The sequence below is a fragment of the Synechococcus sp. H55.8 genome (assembly GCF_047462375.1).
Lineage (GTDB): Bacteria > Cyanobacteriota > Cyanobacteriia > Thermostichales > Thermostichaceae > Thermostichus.
In genome coordinates this window covers 16561-33013 of sequence record NZ_JANSJC010000028.1, presented here as the reverse complement: position 1 = coordinate 33013, position 16453 = coordinate 16561, and the positions used below count along the sequence as shown (strand labels likewise).

14 protein-coding genes, 1 pseudogene and 1 CRISPR repeat array are annotated in these 16453 nt (G+C 61.5%); of the genes and pseudogenes, 4 read left to right on the top strand and 11 right to left on the bottom strand.

The window, feature by feature from the left end; translation table 11 throughout:
* Positions 1 to 77: 77 nt before the first annotated feature.
* Positions 78 to 1096: a CRISPR direct-repeat array (repeat unit 36 nt; unit sequence GTTCCCCCTTCGGGGGGATCCCTAGAAATTGGAAAC).
* A gap of 138 nt (positions 1097 to 1234) precedes the next feature.
* From NW862_RS11150 to recJ, 6 genes and pseudogenes are all read right to left on the bottom strand, one after another.
* A pseudogene (locus NW862_RS11150) lies at positions 1235 to 1972 on the bottom strand (CHAD domain-containing protein); the annotation flags it as partial.
* Positions 1973 to 2176: 204 nt separating this feature from the next.
* On the bottom strand, positions 2177 to 2794 hold the full coding sequence (gene tmk / locus NW862_RS11145) for a dTMP kinase (RefSeq protein WP_414334763.1): 618 nt from the start codon (positions 2792 to 2794) through the stop codon (positions 2177 to 2179).
* A gap of 46 nt (positions 2795 to 2840) precedes the next feature.
* Positions 2841 to 3881 carry a hypothetical protein gene (locus NW862_RS11140; protein ID WP_414368339.1) on the bottom strand — a complete coding sequence of 347 codons (1041 nt, stop codon included), beginning with the start codon at positions 3879 to 3881 and terminating at the stop codon, positions 2841 to 2843.
* Between the two features lie 114 nt (positions 3882 to 3995).
* On the bottom strand, positions 3996 to 4589 hold the full coding sequence (gene rdgB, locus NW862_RS11135) for an RdgB/HAM1 family non-canonical purine NTP pyrophosphatase (RefSeq protein WP_414334765.1): 594 nt from the start codon (positions 4587 to 4589) through the stop codon (positions 3996 to 3998).
* A 36-nt stretch (positions 4590 to 4625) separates the two neighbouring features.
* Positions 4626 to 5291, bottom strand: coding sequence for a metallophosphoesterase family protein (locus NW862_RS11130; RefSeq protein WP_414334766.1), 666 nt, complete (start codon positions 5289 to 5291; stop codon positions 4626 to 4628).
* Positions 5292 to 5297: 6 nt separating this feature from the next.
* The gene (gene recJ / locus NW862_RS11125) at positions 5298 to 7751 is read right to left on the bottom strand and encodes a single-stranded-DNA-specific exonuclease RecJ (protein ID WP_414334767.1); all 2454 of its coding nucleotides are present in this window, start codon (positions 7749 to 7751) and stop codon (positions 5298 to 5300) included.
* A gap of 101 nt (positions 7752 to 7852) precedes the next feature.
* Here recJ and NW862_RS11120 point away from each other — a divergent pair, with 101 nt between their 5' ends.
* The gene (locus NW862_RS11120; protein ID WP_414334768.1) at positions 7853 to 8260 is read left to right on the top strand and encodes a hypothetical protein; all 408 of its coding nucleotides are present in this window, start codon (positions 7853 to 7855) and stop codon (positions 8258 to 8260) included.
* A gap of 190 nt (positions 8261 to 8450) precedes the next feature.
* Positions 8451 to 9551, top strand: a complete 1101-nt coding sequence (locus tag NW862_RS11115) for an SPOR domain-containing protein (RefSeq protein ID WP_414334769.1) — start codon at positions 8451 to 8453, stop codon at positions 9549 to 9551.
* 42 nt (positions 9552 to 9593) lie between these two features.
* On the opposite strand, the gene NW862_RS11110 is transcribed toward NW862_RS11115, so the two are convergent.
* From NW862_RS11110 to NW862_RS11095, 4 genes are all read right to left on the bottom strand, one after another.
* On the bottom strand, positions 9594 to 10307 hold the full coding sequence (locus NW862_RS11110) for an HNH endonuclease (protein WP_414334770.1): 714 nt from the start codon (positions 10305 to 10307) through the stop codon (positions 9594 to 9596).
* A 23-nt stretch (positions 10308 to 10330) separates the two neighbouring features.
* A complete protein-coding gene (locus NW862_RS11105) occupies positions 10331 to 11062 on the bottom strand; it encodes a DsbA family protein (RefSeq protein ID WP_414334771.1) in 732 nt (243 codons plus the stop codon).
* 143 nt (positions 11063 to 11205) lie between these two features.
* Positions 11206 to 11739 carry an RNA recognition motif domain-containing protein gene (locus NW862_RS11100; protein ID WP_414334772.1) on the bottom strand — a complete coding sequence of 178 codons (534 nt, stop codon included), beginning with the start codon at positions 11737 to 11739 and terminating at the stop codon, positions 11206 to 11208.
* Positions 11740 to 11992: 253 nt separating this feature from the next.
* Positions 11993 to 13360, bottom strand: a complete 1368-nt coding sequence (locus NW862_RS11095; protein WP_414334773.1) for a glutamate-5-semialdehyde dehydrogenase — start codon at positions 13358 to 13360, stop codon at positions 11993 to 11995.
* Between the two features lie 313 nt (positions 13361 to 13673).
* On the opposite strand from NW862_RS11095, the gene ctpC reads away from it, so the two are divergent.
* Both ctpC and argF read left to right on the top strand, forming a co-directional pair.
* Positions 13674 to 14969, top strand: coding sequence for a carboxyl-terminal processing protease CtpC (ctpC, locus tag NW862_RS11090; RefSeq protein WP_414334774.1), 1296 nt, complete (start codon positions 13674 to 13676; stop codon positions 14967 to 14969).
* Between the two features lie 117 nt (positions 14970 to 15086).
* The gene (argF, locus tag NW862_RS11085) at positions 15087 to 16004 is read left to right on the top strand and encodes an ornithine carbamoyltransferase (RefSeq protein ID WP_414334778.1); all 918 of its coding nucleotides are present in this window, start codon (positions 15087 to 15089) and stop codon (positions 16002 to 16004) included.
* Positions 16005 to 16024: 20 nt separating this feature from the next.
* Here argF and NW862_RS11080 read toward each other — a convergent pair whose 3' ends face one another.
* Positions 16025 to 16450: an ExbD/TolR family protein gene (locus NW862_RS11080; protein ID WP_414334775.1), complete on the bottom strand. Its 426-nt coding sequence runs from the start codon at positions 16448 to 16450 to the stop codon at positions 16025 to 16027.
* Between the last annotated feature and the right edge of the window lie 3 nt (positions 16451 to 16453).

The window sequence follows — 16453 nt, the reverse complement described above, 5'->3', positions numbered from 1 at the left end:
CTTTTTTGCCGTCTTCGACCGACCCCCTCGCAAATGGGTCTTGCATTCCTTGCCCCGCTTGGGTTTAATAGGGGTAGGTTCCCCCTTCGGGGGGATCCCTAGAAATTGGAAACAAGATGTAATCGCTGCTAATCCCTCCCTCTGCTTTTGATGTTCCCCCTTCGGGGGGATCCCTAGAAATTGGAAACAGGAAGTCGCCGGCCAAGCAGAGGAAGTCATTAAGCAGTTCCCCCTTCGGGGGGATCCCTAGAAATTGGAAACGCGATTGCCTGTGCCTTCAAGCTGAAGTGGCAGTCTGCCGTTCCCCCTTCGGGGGGATCCCTAGAAATTGGAAACACTCCGTCTCCACCCCTGGGGCGTGTGCCCGCTACCTGAGTTCCCCCTTCGGGGGGATCCCTAGAAATTGGAAACTCCTCGAAACGCTCTGGAGCTGCCCTATCAGAGAACGGCATTGTTCCCCCTTCGGGGGGATCCCTAGAAATTGGAAACCCATCCAATAGGCTGACGTTAAGGTTCCAGACTTCTGGGCTGTTCCCCCTTCGGGGGGATCCCTAGAAATTGGAAACGCTGACTTGTACCCACGGCCTAGAATCCCGTTTGGATGGTTCCCCCTTCGGGGGGATCCCTAGAAATTGGAAACGCTCGTTGCGTGGGCTGTGGTGTATGCGCAAAAAGGGAAAGTTCCCCCTTCGGGGGGATCCCTAGAAATTGGAAACGGCATCCAGGATAGCCATGTTCATTTCGTCCATATGAGGTGTTCCCCCTTCGGGGGGATCCCTAGAAATTGGAAACAATGAGTTCCTTCGTGCAATCGAGAATTTTCCCTAGGGTTCCCCCTTCGGGGGGATCCCTAGAAATTGGAAACTATTCCTCCCGCCTTCCGTCGGTGCTTTCGGCGAAGTATTCGTAGTTCCCCCTTCGGGGGGATCCCTAGAAATTGGAAACATGCCTGAGCACGTTGCCTCTAAATCCAGAATCCATGCAAAGTTCCCCCTTCGGGGGGATCCCTAGAAATTGGAAACACAGAGCTGGCCCAGCTGCGGGAAGAGCTCCCGCAAAGGTTCCCCCTTCGGGGGGATCCCTAGAAATTGGAAACAAACCAATTGCAATAAAGCTGCCGCTGCTCAGCAGTAGACAGATAGCGCTGTTGGTAGCCGGGCCACTCCTGGAGGGCTAGCTTTTGTTGCTCTTGGAGAAGGGTTTGCAGTTCTGAGTCTGCGGGCAGCTCGGCTTGCAAAACTTGCAAGTCGTTAAAGCGGCCCAGTTGGTCTTGCAAGCGCTTCAGGGTCGCTATCCAATCTTGCATGGCTTCCCCGTAAAAGGGCGCAAAAAACTCCACCTGATAGCGCAGCCGTTTGGTAGCCTTGCGCAGCTCGTGCAGTTGCTCAGCTTGAGCCTCCGTCCTGGGAAAAGCAGGGATCCGCCAACCCGGTTGCAGCAGCCACTCGGCCAGCAGAGGGGTCAGCAAATGGGGCAAGCTTTCCAGCAAAGGCAGCTCTGCCTGAGGCTTGTAGCGCGGGTGAGCCAGCCACTGCTCGCAGGCGGCTTGAAACTCCAGAAAGTCGGAATCTTCGAGGATGCGACGGGAGCGCTTCTCAGCTTGGGCTCGACGTTGCCGCAGATCTTGCCTTAGCTTCTCCAGCTCCGCTTGCTGGGCCGCCGGGATCCCTTCCCAGCACGGCTCCTGCAGGATTTCCAGCAGCACGTCCAGATCCCGCTGTTTGCCCAAAGCCCTGGCCAACTTTTGCAGGCGTTTGGGCTTAAGAGGTTTGGGCAGCCGGACAGATCCCTGAAACACCTCCACCCAGGTGCCAATACGGCGCAGGATCACCCGGATTTGATGCAAGGATTCTACTGCCTCTGGATGCTGGGCCAGAACTCGCCGCACGTGTTTTTGCAGTCGCTGCCATTGCTGGCTCAACAGTTGGTGGGCTTGGAGCGCCAGAGAGGACGAGGACAAAGGGGAAAGCATGATCTGGTTCTGTTCACCCTTTTGCTCGGTACCCAGCAACATCGCATCTATAGACAGGTCTCCCTTTCCAAAAGCCCAGCGAAGCAATCGAAAAGACAAAACTCTCGCCCGCGGAGCCGCCCAGCCAACCTAACCTAGGAAGAGGTAGAGCGGCTTTGCTTTTTAACCTAATCTTAACCTTAAGGGGGCGAGAGGGGAGAGATACTAACTTGCACTGTTGTCGCGCCGGGGTAGGCGGGGCTTCACCACCGACCAAATCCGTGCCGCTACCTCGGCAGGGGATCCCTCGGCATCGATGCGGACAGTCCGCTGCGGTTCTGCAGCGGCCAGGGCTTGGAACCCTTGGTAGACGCGGCGGTGGAACTCCAGGTGCTCCTGTTCCAGTTTGTCGCCAAGATGGGAGCGCGCTAGCCCCACTTCGGGAGCAAGATCCAGCCACAGGGTGAGATGCGGCTGCAGCCCGCCGGTGGCCAAGTGGTTGAGCTGGCGGATCTGCCCCAAATCCAGCCCCCGACCGTAGCCCTGGTAGGCCAGGGTGGAATCGGTGTAGCGATCACAGATCACCACTTGTCCCGCCGCCAGGGCCGGCGCGATGACCTTGCTCACGTGTTCAGCCCGATCCGCCGCGTACAGGAGCAGCTCGGCCAGCGGCGTCATGGGATCCCCGTGCAACAGCAGCTCCCGCAGCACCTTTCCCAGTGCTGTGCCCCCTGGCTCGCGGGTACACAGGCAAGCATAGCCCTCTTGTTGAAGCTGCTCGGCCAAAAGGGACTGCTGAGTGGTTTTGCCCGCTCCTTCTCCACCTTCTAAGGTGATGAACACGTCCTCGCCCAGGAGAGTGTGTCAAAGGATTGTTTGAGGGGCATGGCTAGCGCAGGTTGAGTTGAGGCTGCAAATTGAAGGAGTGCCCCGGCACCATCACGTACACATCGGGGATGTTGGTGGGCTCCAGGCCTTGCAAGGCCAGCCCTTCGATGTTGGAGCGCAGGGTGTTGTTGATGGTGGTTTCCAGTTGGGACAAAACCTGGGCCTCGTTACCCTGGGTGGCTAAGCTGGGAAACTGGTTGTAGATGGCGCGGGCCAAGCCGCTGGCGAGAGGGAGCTGGATGAGGGTGAGGTTGGATCCCCCCAATTGTGGGCCTAAGGTGTCTGCCCGCCCGCGGATGCCCAAGGCCTGCAGGGCGTTGGCGGTTTGGCTGACGGGGATGGTGCAGGTGTCCATCTTGTAAATGGGCACCGAAGCCATGGTGAGGGCGGAAACGCTGGTCAGTTGCACCACGGTAAAGGAAGCCGTGCCATTGTAGGCAAAGCAAAAATCCCGGAAGGCCGCCGGCACGTTGGCCGCGCGGATGGGACGCTCATCGTCGAAGCCGCCCGACTCGGCAAAGATGTTGCGGATGGCAAACCCGCCGAAGAAAGCCAGCAAGGCCACCACCAGCAGGATTGTCAGATCCGAGGAGGAGACTCCCCCTGAGGAGCTGCTGCTGCGTCCTCCACCTCCATATCCTCCACTGCCGCCGTAGCCGGCGGTGTAGCCGTAAGTTGCAGACCGGTAGGAGCCGGCATAGGCAGAAGAGCGGGCGGATCCGTTCCGGCTGCCGGAGACAGAACGGCGGGGAACTAGGGCCTGTCCAGAACGCTCACCCGCTCTTCTCTGCTCACCCTTTTCGTTGTCTCGGCTGCGGCCAGAAGGTCGCGAAGCCCTGTGGCTATCCCGCCCATTCTCCTCATCCAGCCAATCTTCTGCGCCCGCAACAGTTGAGCCCTCTTCCGGCAAAGGGGGCGGAGAACGACGGCCGCCCGCTGCTCCGCTGGAGTTTGGACTGGAAGTAGAATCTGGAGAACCACGGCCAGCAGCCTGCTCTGTCGCGGCGGTGGGATCGCGATCCTCAAACTCGGAGAAGCTCATGTTGCCTCAAGTACTCCCTTTCGGCTGCCAACGCAAGAGGGTTTTCCCTGTCCCAAACCCTCAAGAATTGGACTAGTGTATCCTAGCAGCTCCCAAGCCTTTGGTGAGTCTAGGCTAGCCCAGACTGCCCTCCAAGGCGAGCAACTGCTCCTTGAGGGCGCGTAGGGCCTGGCCGCGGTGGCCGATGGCTTCTTTTTGCGCCGGGCTCATCTCGGCAAAGGTTAGCTCCACCTCCGGCACCCAAAACAGCGGGTCGTAGCCGAACCCCCCCTTTCCCCGCGGCTGGGTCAAGATTTCCCCGTGGCAAAGGCCTTCCACCAACGCCTGCACCTGGCCCTGGGGATCCACCAGGGCGATGGCGCAGTGAAAGGTGGCTCGGCGATTTGGGATCCCTTCCATCTCCTGCAGCAGCCGCTGGATGCGGGCGGCATCGCTGTTAGCATAGCGAGCCGAGTGGATCCCGGGGGCGCCGCCAAGGGCTGCCACCGCCAGGCCGGAATCGTCGGCAATGGCCCACTCTCTCAGAGCTTTGGCCACGGCCTTGGCTTTGAGAAGGGCATTCTCGGCAAAGGTGGTACCGGTCTCTTCCACCTCAATTGCTGCAGGCAGACGGAGCAGCTCCCAAGCGGGGGCATGGGCTTGGAAAAAGGCGTTGAACTCGCGCCATTTGCCAGGGCTGCTGCTGGCCAAGATCAAAGAACGGGGCATGAAAGGGATCCTAGCGCAAATCCAAGGGATCCCTACCTAATCAATCTCGAGAACCATGTTGTGCAGAGCCGCGTTGATCACCAGGGTGGATCCCCACCGCTCTACCTTGCCCCCATCCCAATGCATGTGTCCGCAGATGTAGTAGCGCGGCTGCACCTGTTCCAATAAGGGGCGCAAAGTGGGCGTGCAATGGTGATACCATTTTCCGCCTTCATCCAAAAGACCTTGCGGCGGAGCATGGGTCAGCAGCAGGTCAATGGGCCGGGGGGGTTGACGGTAGAGGTGGAGCAGCTCCTGCAAATGGCCGGAGGTGAGAGACCAGCTCCAACCACAGGGGGGAGTCCAGGGCACAGCCAAAACCTGTAACCCCAGCCACTCAAAGCAGCAGGACTGGGTGATGGCCCGCCCCCAACTGCCAGCCAGCGAATCCAAAACCGCAGCCGCCGGATCGTGGTTGCCGGGCAGGAAGAGCCAGGGCTTGCCCAAACTCTCCACCGCCGCCAGAAAAGATTGCAACTGGGCTACCTCGGCTTGCGCTGCCGGATGAAAGCCCTGGGTGGCTTTACGGGAGGGCTTGCCGGCCTTGGAACAGAAATCGCCGCAGTTGATGTAAGCATCCACCTGTGGCAGATGGGCCAGGGCCTGCCGGATCAGCCGGTCGCTGCCGTGGTAGTCGGAGCCCAGCAGTAGCTTAATTCCCATGCTGCCCTACACCGCTGGCGCAAAAGGAATCTGCAGCAGCCGGGCGGCCACTTGCTGCCAGGAGCTGCGGTACCAAGCTTGCTGGGCCTCCAGTTCTTCGTCCAGGGATCCTGTGGGGCCAAAATCCGAACAGGCATACCCCAGGGAGCGCAAGCCTGCCACCAATACCGCCGGAGACAGCCACCATTGCTGGGCCAAGCGCAGCAGATCCACCTGGCTGTGGGTTTGCAGGTATTGGCGGAGCTGGCGTTGCAAGCCGGTGGCGGAGGGTAGGGGCACCGCTTGCCGATGGACGGCGATCAGCAGCTCACTGCTGGGAGTACCCCAGAGCAGCCACTTGAGGTGATCCACAGAAGGAGGCCAACTCCACAACCAGAGTTGATCGTAGCGGTGGCCGGTTTGGGGGCGGTCGTAGTGGAGAGTCAAGTGCCGCCCAGAAGACAGGACAAGCGAAGGGCGGCGGAAGCCGTAGAACAGGATGGTTCCCCGCGCCCGGGGCAAGAGGACAGAAAACCGGTCTACAGCTTGCCAACGCAAAGGCTGGGTGGGCTGGGGGGTGGGTCGCCAGATCAACAGGGGTGAGGACTCGGTCTCGCTCTGGGAGTGGGACATGGAAGGAGCAGCGTCCAGAGGAAAGGGGGGGGTGCGGGCAGCAGCCTCTTGGGCAGGTCGGATCCCGACAATTTCCAGCTCCAGTTGGGTTTCTCCCTGCCACGTTTTGGCCTTCAGAGTGTAGGCGAGGTCAACTCGGTCGGGCAGGGGATAATTCTCAGCCCCTCGCCAGCGAATGGCCCACAGGGGACGGCTGCGGGCTTTGGCGGTTGAGGCTAGTGAGGGTTCTGCTCGGTTGCCAAAGGCAGAAGTGTCGGGATCCTGAACCAGCAGCTTCAGGTGGCTGGGGGTATCCCCACTAACGGCCCTTGCGCCAAAGCGCTGCTGTTGCAGCACCTGCAGGTTGCGGCTGCAGAAGACCGGCTCAGGGTTGCCGATGCCACAGGGCTGCAGATGCTGAAGCTCTCGATAGAGGTCAAGGGTGAGATCCGCCAGTGCCACCTCCACGTCGATCTGTACCAGCGGCTGGATCTGCTCCGGCTGCAACTGCTGTTGGGCAAACTGCCGCAGCCGCTCTTCAAAAAGAGGCCAGTTTTCCGCCCTCAGGCTAAATCCCCCTGCCGCCGGGTGGCCGCCGTGTTTGCTGAACAGATCTTGGCAAAACTCCAACGCCTGAAACACGTCGAACTCCGGGATCCCCTGCCGCGCCGAGCCGCTGACCTCCCCTTGCCGCGACTGGCTGCCGATGAACACCGGACAGCCCAAACGCTCTGCCAAGCGCGAGGCCACGATGCCGATCACCCCTTTGTGCCATTTCTGCTGCGGGGATCCCAAAATCGTCAACACCCGTTCCTGCCGCAGATCCCGACCTTGCCGGGCAATTTGCTCCAGGGCCTCGGCCTCGATGCGGCTGCACATCTGCTGCCGCACCTGGTTGAGGCGTTCGCAGCGGCGGGCCAGTTTCTCCGCCTGCTGCGGGTCGTCGGTGGTCAGCAACTGGATCCCCATTCTCGCCTGGCCAATCCGCCCAACGGCGTTGATGCGCGGCCCCAGGCCAAACCCAATCCACTCAGGCCGCAGCTCCTCTGGGGATCCCTGCACCCCCATCACCTGCAACAGGGCGCGGATCCCGGCCACCTGGGAAGTGGGCAAGAGGTTCAGCCCCTGCCGCACCCAAAGGCGGTTGATCCCTGTCAGCGGCGCCAAATCGGCAATGGTGCCCACGGTAAACAGTTCCAGCGCCACCCGCTCCAAATGGCCGTCACCGCGCCGCTCCGCCAGCGCCTGGGCCAGGAGGTAGGCCACCCCCACCCCGGCCATCCCTCGATAGGGAGAAGAGAGCGGGAGCTGTTTGGGATTGAGGATGGCGTCGGCAGGGGGCAACTGGGGCGGCAAATCGTGGTGATCCGTCACGATCACCGTCAAACCTAGGGCTTTGGCCAGTTGGATGGGCTCGTGGGCAGAGATGCCGTTGTCCACCGTGAGGATGAGGCGCACCCCCTCGCGGTGCAGCTCTTGCACCATGCGGCTGTTGAGGCCATAGCCCTCGGTCATGCGGCTGGGAATGCGGTAAACCACTGGCGTGCCCCGCAACGCCCGCAGCAGCAGAGCCGTGCTGGTCATGCCGTCGGCATCGTAGTCGCCGCAGATGGCAATGGGCTCTTGTCGGCAAATCGCCCCATCCAGCAGTTCCACCGCCAGCGGCAAATCGGCAAAATCCTGGCTGGGCGGGGGCAGGTGGGCGGGATCCGGCTGCAAATACCGCTGCACAGCAGCAGGGCTAGAGAGGCCGCGATTGAGCAAGATCTGAGCCAACACAGAGGAGACCCCCACTGCCTCGGCCAAGTTCTGGGCAGCCAGTGTGTCTGCAGAATGAAACAGCCAGCGTTGGGCAGGGATCCCGGCCATTGCAATCGGTCTTCAGGTAGCAGGTAGCAGTGCTACAGTTGGCCTATGGGCTATCCTTTTGACATTAACTCAAAACGCTCCTCTGCTCTTTCCTGCCGCCGATGTATTCTCTGCTGCTTACCTATGGCCTCAACCCGCTGACAGGCTGGAAGCTATTGGTCAAGTCTCCTGAGCAAGCCTCTCTGTGGACGTTGGCCCGGCAGCTTTGGAGCCGCCCTGGATCCCGGCGCCGCAGGCCGCGCCTCCAAATCTCTCTCGGCCGCCTCGTGCCCGAACAGACCGAGCGCCTGTCTAAACTGGAGGTGCTGCTGCGTCTAAGATTTTTCATCGCCCTCGAAGCCGAAACCCCGGATCAGCCCTTGCCAGCTCTTCCCTCCGGCCAGGGATCCGCTATTCAGCTTGCCCACTACACAGAGGGCTCGCAGCAGTACAAGACGGAGATCATCCGCTTTGCCCTGGGGGGATCCCGCACCCTGACTGCTCGGCGCCGCCGGCGCCGCCGCTTCTGAAAACCCCTGGGCCGCAAACCATTCCCGCCAGGGGTGGAGTTCTGCCGACCTGTCTATACTAGAGATGCACCCAAAAATGCGCTAAGTCTGTGCTTATCCCGTGAACGCCGGGCTGTTTCAGTGCCGCAGATGGCTTATAAACCAAAGGGCTGCTCCAGGGTGGCAGGGGCTCCCTGCTCCACGGCTGGGGATGACAGCGGCCCTCTTGGCCGGATCCCTGGCGGCTTTTGTCCTCGCCCTGCCTGCTGCTTTGGCCTTGACCCGCTACCAGGTACATGTGCTGGCCAACGAGGCAGCCGCTCTAGCCCAGGTGCGCGGCCAGGTGCCGGATGCCTATTTGGTGCAAGGGGACGGGCAGGTGTTCATTTTAGCGGGGACGTTCATCAACCGCAACCACGCCCAACGCCGCCAGGCTGAATTGGAACGGTTGGGCTTGCCGGTGCGGGTGGTGAGCCGTCAAGATACGGATCCGCCCCTTCCGCCCGCTTTTCCCGCCCAAACAGCGCCCGACCGCCCCTCCCCCAGCTCTGAAAACCCTGCCCCGCCGGCGCCAACGGCTCCCCCCTCCGATCCCCAGCGGCCCTTTGCCACCTATGTGCCCAACCCCAGCAGGGATCCCCGGCTGGAAGAGCGGGTGCGCCGCTTTTTTCCAGGAGCTGCTGTGGTGCAGTACCGCGGCCAGGCGGCTTTGCAGACGGGCACCTTCTCCCGCCTGTCGCTGGCGCAGGATCAGGCCCGCTGGCTGACCGCCCAGGGCTTGCCGGCAGTGGCGGTGTCGCTGGCAGGGGAGGAAGCTGTAGGGGATCCTGACTCCAATCCACCTCAGGGGGAGCGCTACTGGGTGTTGGTGGCGGATCCCAGCGGTGAGAAATGGCCTGCACTCAAACAACTGCTAGAGGGATCCCTGCCTTTGATCTACGACGACCTGCGGGTGGTGCGCACGGGCGGGTTTGCCGATCCGGCTGCTGCCGCCGAACAGGTGCGGTACCTGGCCGACCGAGGCTACGAAGCCGGGATCTTCCCCGCCGATCTGCGCCGCTCTCGACCGCTTCTGGTTCAGGATCCCACCCCCTCTCCCGCATCCCTGCGCGAAGAAGGCACAGGCGGATTTTGGGTGGTGGTATCCGCCGGCGCAGAGGCGCTGCCCAAGCTGCAGCAGTTTGCCCCTGACGCTTTTGTGCGCGGCTCTGTGATTCAGGTGGGCACTTACCGGCAGCGGGCCAATGCCGAACAGGCGCGGCGCGCCCTGGCCGAGGCGGGGTTTGACGCCCGCATCCTGCCCGTGGAGTAGCAGCAGCCAGCTTCAGCTCCTCTCCCTGAGGGAGAGGGGAGGTCAGGAACCGTCTCGCTGCTGTTGAGAATAGCCCCATTGGGCCTCGCTGCCCTTTGCACCGCTTGTTGGAATCGCCAGGGATCCTTCTGCAAGTGAGATCGCCACTAGGGTGAGGCGCAGGGTTTCCGCCTGCAATTGGGCCGGGCTGGCCAGGGGATAGGCCAACTGTTGCACCACGTGGGGGCGATCCCCGCCGCCAAGATCTAAGCTGGGATCCAACCAGTCCAGTTGCCTTTCGCAGGGGCTGGACAAGATGCTGTGGACATCCTCCACCCCCCGATTGGCCCCGGTGAGGCGGAGCCAACGCCGAAAGCTGGGCCAAAGGTGCTGGGGCAAGGGTCGCACCTGACCCGGCACAGCCCTGTCGAAATAGATGAGAAAGTCTGCCTTCCAGCCGTTGCAGGCCGGGCAGAGGGGCTGCAAGTTGGCAGCCGTGTTGGGCCCCCCGCGGCTGAGGGGGATGATGTGATCCTGGACAGGAGCGGATCCCACCTGTGACCATGGCCTGCCACAGCAGGGGCAACAGGGGTACCAGCGCAACAGTTGCCAGAACTCGGCAGCAGCAACTTGGCCCGTCAGGTCGTAGCTGCCCCGCTTTTCCTTGGCGCGAGCGGCCCGCTGCTTCTGGCGTTGTCGGCTGGCACAGGTGGGGCAGGGATCCGGTCGAAACAGGAACTCATCCCCACACTCCGGGCAACGATAGGGACTCGACATCAGGACCTAAGACCCTGAACGGGCTAAAGAGCTTGTTTGGCCTGTTGCAGCGTCTGCTCAAACACCTCCAGCGGCTGCGCCCCCGAGAAGGCAATGCCGTTCAAGATGAAATAGGGCGTGCCGCCAATGCCCAGTTGAGAGGCCAGATCCATATCCCGCTGAATGGCTCGCTCTGCCGCCCGGCTGCGCCGATCCCGGTTGAACTTCTCCACGTTCAGGCCCAACTTCTCGGCAGTGGCCACATAAAACGCATCTCCAAGCTGGGATTGGTTGGCGAACAGCTCGTCGTGAAATTCCCAGAACTTACCCTGGCGCTGGGCAGCCCAAGCCGCGCGAGCCGCCGCCATCGCCTCCGGGTGGATGCTGGTCAAGGGCAGGTGCTTGTACACCAAGGTCACCTCGTTCCCGTGCTCGGCCATGAACTGTTTGAGGGTATCGTGGGCGCGGGCGCAGAAGGGACATTGAAAATCGGAAAACTCCACCAACACCAACCGCAAAGCCTCGGATCCCAGTTGGGGAGAGTCTCCGATGACGGCACGCGGGTTCTCCCGCAACTGACGGCCAAATTCTTCCGCCAACTGCTGCTGCTGTTGCTGTTGCTCTTGGTACTGTCGCTGCTGGTATTCCTGGACAGCCTCTAGGATCACCTGGGGGTTCTTGCGAATGATCTGGAGCACCTGCTCTTCCAAATCTGCCGGGGCCGCCGCCGCCGGCAGGAAAACCGCAGCTCCACTTCCCACTTCCAGCAGAACCATTAGCCCAAGCAAAAGTCCGGCCTGAGCCCAAGCGCGAAAAACCCTCACCAGCCTATTCATCCTAACCCCCCTCTCAGACATGCCCAGAACTCCACACAGCCTACCGTCGGATCCCAACGGTGTCTATCACTCCTTCGGGGGGATCAGGAATTGGTGGCCTGCAGAAGCTGCTCCTTGATCCGCTGCAACTGGCTGGCCCAGCGGGGATCCGGCTCAGAGGCTGCCTCGCTGGCGGCAGCGACAGTGGCGCGCCCGCCTTTGTTGCCGCGCTGGCGTTGCTTTTTGCTGGGAGCAGAGTTTCCTGCTGATGGATCTTTAGAGCCTTTGGCCTCAGAATCTCTGGATGCTCTGGAATCTTTAGACTCCTTGCCAGACTCTTTGGCTGAGGGCTCAGGAGCTGCCGCTTTGGATGGGGCCTCTTCCCCTCGGTCGCGCGGCTGGGCGATCTCAATGCGCAAGTTAACATCCCCAAAGCTGTGGCCATTGAACTTTTCGATGTACTGCTGCGCCTGCTCCTCGGTGTTCACCGTTACAAATCCGAAGCCGCGACACTTGCCGGTCTTGCGATCCCGAATCACCTTGGTGGAAATCACCTCGCCGGCAGAGCGAAAGAGCTTCTCCAACGCCTGACGATCCACCTCTTCCGGCAGATTTCCGACATACAGACGCACAGACATGATTCAGTGAAGCTCCTAATCGAAATAACAAAAGGCGACCAAAAAGCAAGGTGCTGGGTCAAAGGCGCTCAAGTCGGCACAGTTGGAGTCCAGAACCCAATCGTTAATTGTCACACCACAGCGCGACACGAAGCACAACCTTTGCAAATCACAGAGCTATTCTTTAATCTACCCCAACCTGGAGCCGCCAAGACGAGGAGAACGGTTTTTATGAACGCTTGCCTCATAACCTTTCCGGGGCAGGCCGTGTCCCCTAGGCCAAACCGGTGTTGTTCAGACGATCTCGATGTTGAAAAGGCCGGGCCTGCGGGCCTGTATAGTCGGCTACAAGATGTCCTTGCCCTCGCAGTTGGTAGCGGTAGGTCACCAAGCCCTCCAAACCCACCGGGCCGCGCGGCGGCAGTTTTTGGGTGCTGATCCCCACTTCTGCCCCAAAGCCGTAGCGGAAGCCGTCGGCAAAGCGGGTGGAAGCATTGTGAAAGACTCCTGCCGCATCCACTTCATCCAGAAATCGACGGGCGGCGGCGGCATCTTCGGTCACGATGGCCTCGGTATGGCGGGATCCGTACTGCTGGATGTGGGCAATGGCCTCGTCAAGGGAGCCGACCATCTTGATCGAGAGGATCAAATCGGCGTACTCGGTGCTCCAGTCGGCCTCAGTGGCCGGGATCAGATCCGGCACCAGCTCGCGGCAGCGGGGATCCCCGCGCAACTCCACCCCTTGCTCGCGCAGCGCCTGGACCGCCGGGGGCAAAAACTGGGGGGCAATGTCCGCGTGCACCAGCAGGGTCTCGATGGCGTTGCAGGCGGCGGGGTACTGGGTTTTGCTGTCCAGCGTCAGCCTCACCGCCATCTCCACATCGGCAGCCCGATCCACGTACAGGTGACACAGGCCATCGGCGTGGCCCAGCACCGGGATGCGGGTATTTTCCATGATGTAGCGGACAAAGCTGCTGGAGCCGCGGGGGATAATTAGATCCACCAGCCCCTCCAGTTGCAGCAGGGCTTTGATCTCCTCACGGCTGGTGAGCAGCTGCAAAGATCCCTGGGGAAAGTCCGGGATCTGCTGCAGCCCCGCTTGGATGGCCGCCATCAACGCCTGACAGGAGAGCAGGGCTTCGGATCCCCCTTTGAGCAAGACGCTATTGCCCGTTTTCACCGCCAGGGCGGCAATTTGCACCAGAGCATCGGGCCGCGACTCGAAGATCACCCCCAGCACTCCCAAAGGATAGGTGCGCCGCTCCAGTACCAGCCCCTCGTCCAGCTCTCGGATCAGCAAAGCTCGGCCCACCGGATCCCCTAGCCGGATCACCTGCCGCACTCCGGCCACCATGTCCGCCAACTTGTGGGGATCCAGCTTCAGGCGGGCATAGGCGGCTGCCGACAACTCCCCGGCCTCGACCCTCTCTGCTGCCTGCTCCAAATCCGCCTGGTTGGCCGTCAAGATGGCCTCTTGGTGTTCCAGCAGGGCGGTGGCCATGGCCTCCAGAGCAGCATTTTTAATAGCAGTGGGCAAGGTGGCTGTGCGCTGGGCGGCAGCGCGGGCCAACTGCACTTGGGACAGCAAAGGCCGATCGAAAGCGGCCGCAAGCGAGTTAGGGCAGTCGGTGGAGAGGGACATAGGGTCAAGAAGGCGGCACAAGCGCCCATCCAGAACAAAGAGCGGCAATTGGGTTGGGATGTGTGATGAATGGGATCCCAGGAGCGCCCTTGTGGGGATCCCTATGCTAGGTTAGGCACATTCGGGCTGTGCCATTTGCAGCCTACCAAACTTTGGATCCCACCGGCTGCGGCGGGGTACTCCTCCTTCATCTCCGATGCTTCTGGGATGAGGGCGGACGAGAGAAAGCTTTTGCTTGCACTTCCGTTCCCGGACGGTTAGCGATCCACCTCGTCAACCTCGACTTTTAGCACCTTGTCTTCCAGGAGAGCCAATGAGAAAGCGTGGGTTTGTGGTGAGTGCAACGGCTGCGGTAGTCACAGCCGTGTCGCTGGTTGGCGTGCAGCTATCCAGTCCGGGTTGGGCAGGGTTTCGCCGGGATCCCAAAGAAGTGGTGGACGAAGTTTGGCAGATCGTCAATCGCGAGTACGTCGATCCTTCCTTTAACTCCGTCGATTGGGAGGCGGTGCGGCGGGATCTGCTCAGCCGAGAATATGCCACCCGAGAAGATGCCTATGCGGCCATTCGCGAAGCCCTGAAGAAACTGAACGATCCCTACACCCGCTTTTTGGATCCCGATCAGTTCGCCAGCATGCAAATTGATACATCCGGCGAGCTGACCGGGGTGGGGATCACGCTGGGCATGGATCAAGAGACGAACGAGCTGGTGGTGATCTCCCCCATCGAAGGGTCCCCCGCCGACCGGGCCGGGATCAAATCCAAAGACGTGATCGTGCGCATCGACGACAAGTCCACCGAAGGCATGGACACCAACGCCGCGGTCAACCTCATTCGGGGCGAGCCGGGTACGCGGGTGCGGCTGACCATCCGCCGCGAGGGAGAAGGGCTGAAGGTGTTCGACCTGGTGCGGGAGAGAATCGAGCTGGCCACCGTGCGCTACGAGGTTCACGAGGAAAGCGGCCTGCCCATCGGCTACATCCGCATCACCCAGTTTTCCGGCAACGCTGCCGAGAAGATGCGCCAAGCCATTCGCGAGCTGGAGAAACGAGGGGTGGCCGCCTACGTTCTCGATCTGCGGGCCAACCCAGGGGGGCTGCTCTACTCCAGCGCCGAGATCGCCCGCATGTGGATCGACCGAGGCAGCATTGTCTCGACGGTGAACCGGCAAGGGGAGCAGGATCGCCTCACGGCCAACAACACCGCCCTCACCGACAAGCCTTTGGCCGTTTTGGTGGATGGGGGATCCGCCAGCGCCAGCGAGATCCTGTCGGGGGCTTTGCAAGATAACCGTCGCGCCGTGATCATCGGCACGCAAACCTTCGGCAAGGGCCTGGTGCAGTCGGTGCATCCCCTGTCGGATGGGTCGGGCCTGGCGGTGACCATCGCCCGTTATCGCACCCCCAACGGCACCGACATCGATCACAAGGGCATCACCCCCGATATTTTGGTGGAGTTGTCTGAAGAAGATCTGAAGCGGCTGGGCCAGAACCGGGAGTTGGTGGCCACCTCGGCCGACCCCCAGTATGCTGCCGCCATCCAGGCCCTCCAGGCTCAGATCTCGGCCCGTCGGCAACAGGCCCAAGAGGCCATTCGTTCCTCTTCGCGGTAGCCGGATCCTGAGGCCGTGGTCGAGCTGAGGCTCAAAGACCAACGCGGGGTTGGCAATGCTGGGTTGTTCGTGGAGGTGGCGCGCGGCACTATGGCCGAGTCGAAGACCGTGGGATCTGTGAACTTAGCCGGGCGGGATCTGCTCCGGCTCAGCGACCTGACATCGGCAGAGCTATCGGCCCTGCTGGCTCAAGCGGCGGAACTGAAGCGGGATCCCTATCGGGCGGATCTGCGGGGTCGGGTGCTGGGGCTGTTGTTTCAAAAGGCTTCCACCCGCACCCGCGTCAGTTTTACTGCTGCCATGGCCCAGTGTGGGGGCAGCACCCTGGATCTGGTACCGACGGCGCTGCAGGTGAGCCGCGGCGAACCCCTGCCGGATACGGCCCGCGTCCTCTCCCGCTACCTGGATGTCATTGCCATTCGCACCTACGACCAGCGAGAGCTGGAGATCTTTGCCGAGTATGCCGAGATCCCGGTGATCAACGCCCTCACGGATCAGTTTCACCCCTGTCAGGTGTTGGCCGATCTGCTCACCATCCAGGAGAACTTCGGCCAACTGGCGGGCCTGACCTTGGCCTATTGCGGCGACGGCAATAACGTTGCCCATTCCCTGCTGCTGGGCTGTGCCATGAGCGGGATCCACATCCGCGTCGCCACACCCCCCGGTTACGAGCCGGATGGGGCGGTGGTGGCAGAAGCACAAGCCCTGGCCCAGGGATCGCAGGTGCTGGTCTTACGGGATCCCTACGCAGCAGTCGCAGGAGCTCAGGTGGTCTATACCGACGTGTGGGCCAGCATGGGCCAAGAGGATCAGGCCGAGGCCCGCAAAGCCCACTTCCTGCCCTACCAGGTCAACGCCGCGCTGATAAAACAGGCGGATCCCGAGGCTATCGTGCTGCACTGCTTGCCTGCCCACCGGGAAGAGGAGATTACTGCCGAGGTCTTAGAGGGATCCCAGTCCCGTGTGTGGGATCAAGCAGAAAATCGCCTCCACGTGCAAAAGGCGCTGCTGATCCAACTGCTGGGGGCAGGGTGACCCCAGAGAGAGGGAAGGTGTCAACGGTTATTGGCGGGGCGGCGGGCGGCAATGGCCAGGCTGACGTTGGGCAGCCGCTGCAGGGTATCCATCACCTCTACCACCTTGCCGTGGGAGAGGGCCAAATCGGCGTTGATCACCACCAGGCGGCGCCCTTCAGCCGGCTTCTCGGCCAGGATGCGTTCCACCGTCGGGATCAGAGCGGAGATATCGGCGATCTTCTCCTGGTTGACGGCGATCTGGCCTTCTGCCGTGATGCTCACCGTTACATCCGGCTGTAGACGAACTTGGGCCGTGGTTGCGTCCGGCAGGTTGACATCCAGCGCTTCCGAGCGGGTGAGCACCAAGCTGGCGATGACAAAAAACACCAAGATCGAAAAGATGACATCGATCAAGGGCACAATATTAATCTCGCCGGAGCGGAAGTTTTCTTCGGGGATGCGCATGGC

Bases quoted from the DNA above. Each gene is read 5' to 3' on its own strand.
- NW862_RS11110 (WP_414334770.1), bottom strand. From the start codon at position 10,307: ATGTCGAGTCCCTATCGTTGCCCGGAGTGTGGGGATGAGTTCCTGTTT.
- NW862_RS11105 (WP_414334771.1), bottom strand. From the start codon at position 11,062: ATGGTTCTGCTGGAAGTGGGAAGTGGAGCTGCGGTTTTCCTGCCGGCG.
- NW862_RS11130 (WP_414334766.1), bottom strand. From the start codon at position 5,291: ATGGGAATTAAGCTACTGCTGGGCTCCGACTACCACGGCAGCGACCGG.
- ctpC (WP_414334774.1), top strand. From the start codon at position 13,674: ATGAGAAAGCGTGGGTTTGTGGTGAGTGCAACGGCTGCGGTAGTCACA.
- NW862_RS11095 (WP_414334773.1), bottom strand. From the start codon at position 13,360: ATGTCCCTCTCCACCGACTGCCCTAACTCGCTTGCGGCCGCTTTCGAT.
- NW862_RS11100 (WP_414334772.1), bottom strand. From the start codon at position 11,739: ATGTCTGTGCGTCTGTATGTCGGAAATCTGCCGGAAGAGGTGGATCGT.
- NW862_RS11115 (WP_414334769.1), top strand. From the start codon at position 8,451: ATGACAGCGGCCCTCTTGGCCGGATCCCTGGCGGCTTTTGTCCTCGCC.
- NW862_RS11080 (WP_414334775.1), bottom strand. From the start codon at position 16,450: ATGCGCATCCCCGAAGAAAACTTCCGCTCCGGCGAGATTAATATTGTG.
- NW862_RS11120 (WP_414334768.1), top strand. From the start codon at position 7,853: ATGTATTCTCTGCTGCTTACCTATGGCCTCAACCCGCTGACAGGCTGG.
- recJ (WP_414334767.1), bottom strand. From the start codon at position 7,751: ATGGCCGGGATCCCTGCCCAACGCTGGCTGTTTCATTCTGCAGACACA.
- rdgB (WP_414334765.1), bottom strand. From the start codon at position 4,589: ATGCCCCGTTCTTTGATCTTGGCCAGCAGCAGCCCTGGCAAATGGCGC.
- NW862_RS11140 (WP_414368339.1), bottom strand. From the start codon at position 3,881: ATGAGCTTCTCCGAGTTTGAGGATCGCGATCCCACCGCCGCGACAGAG.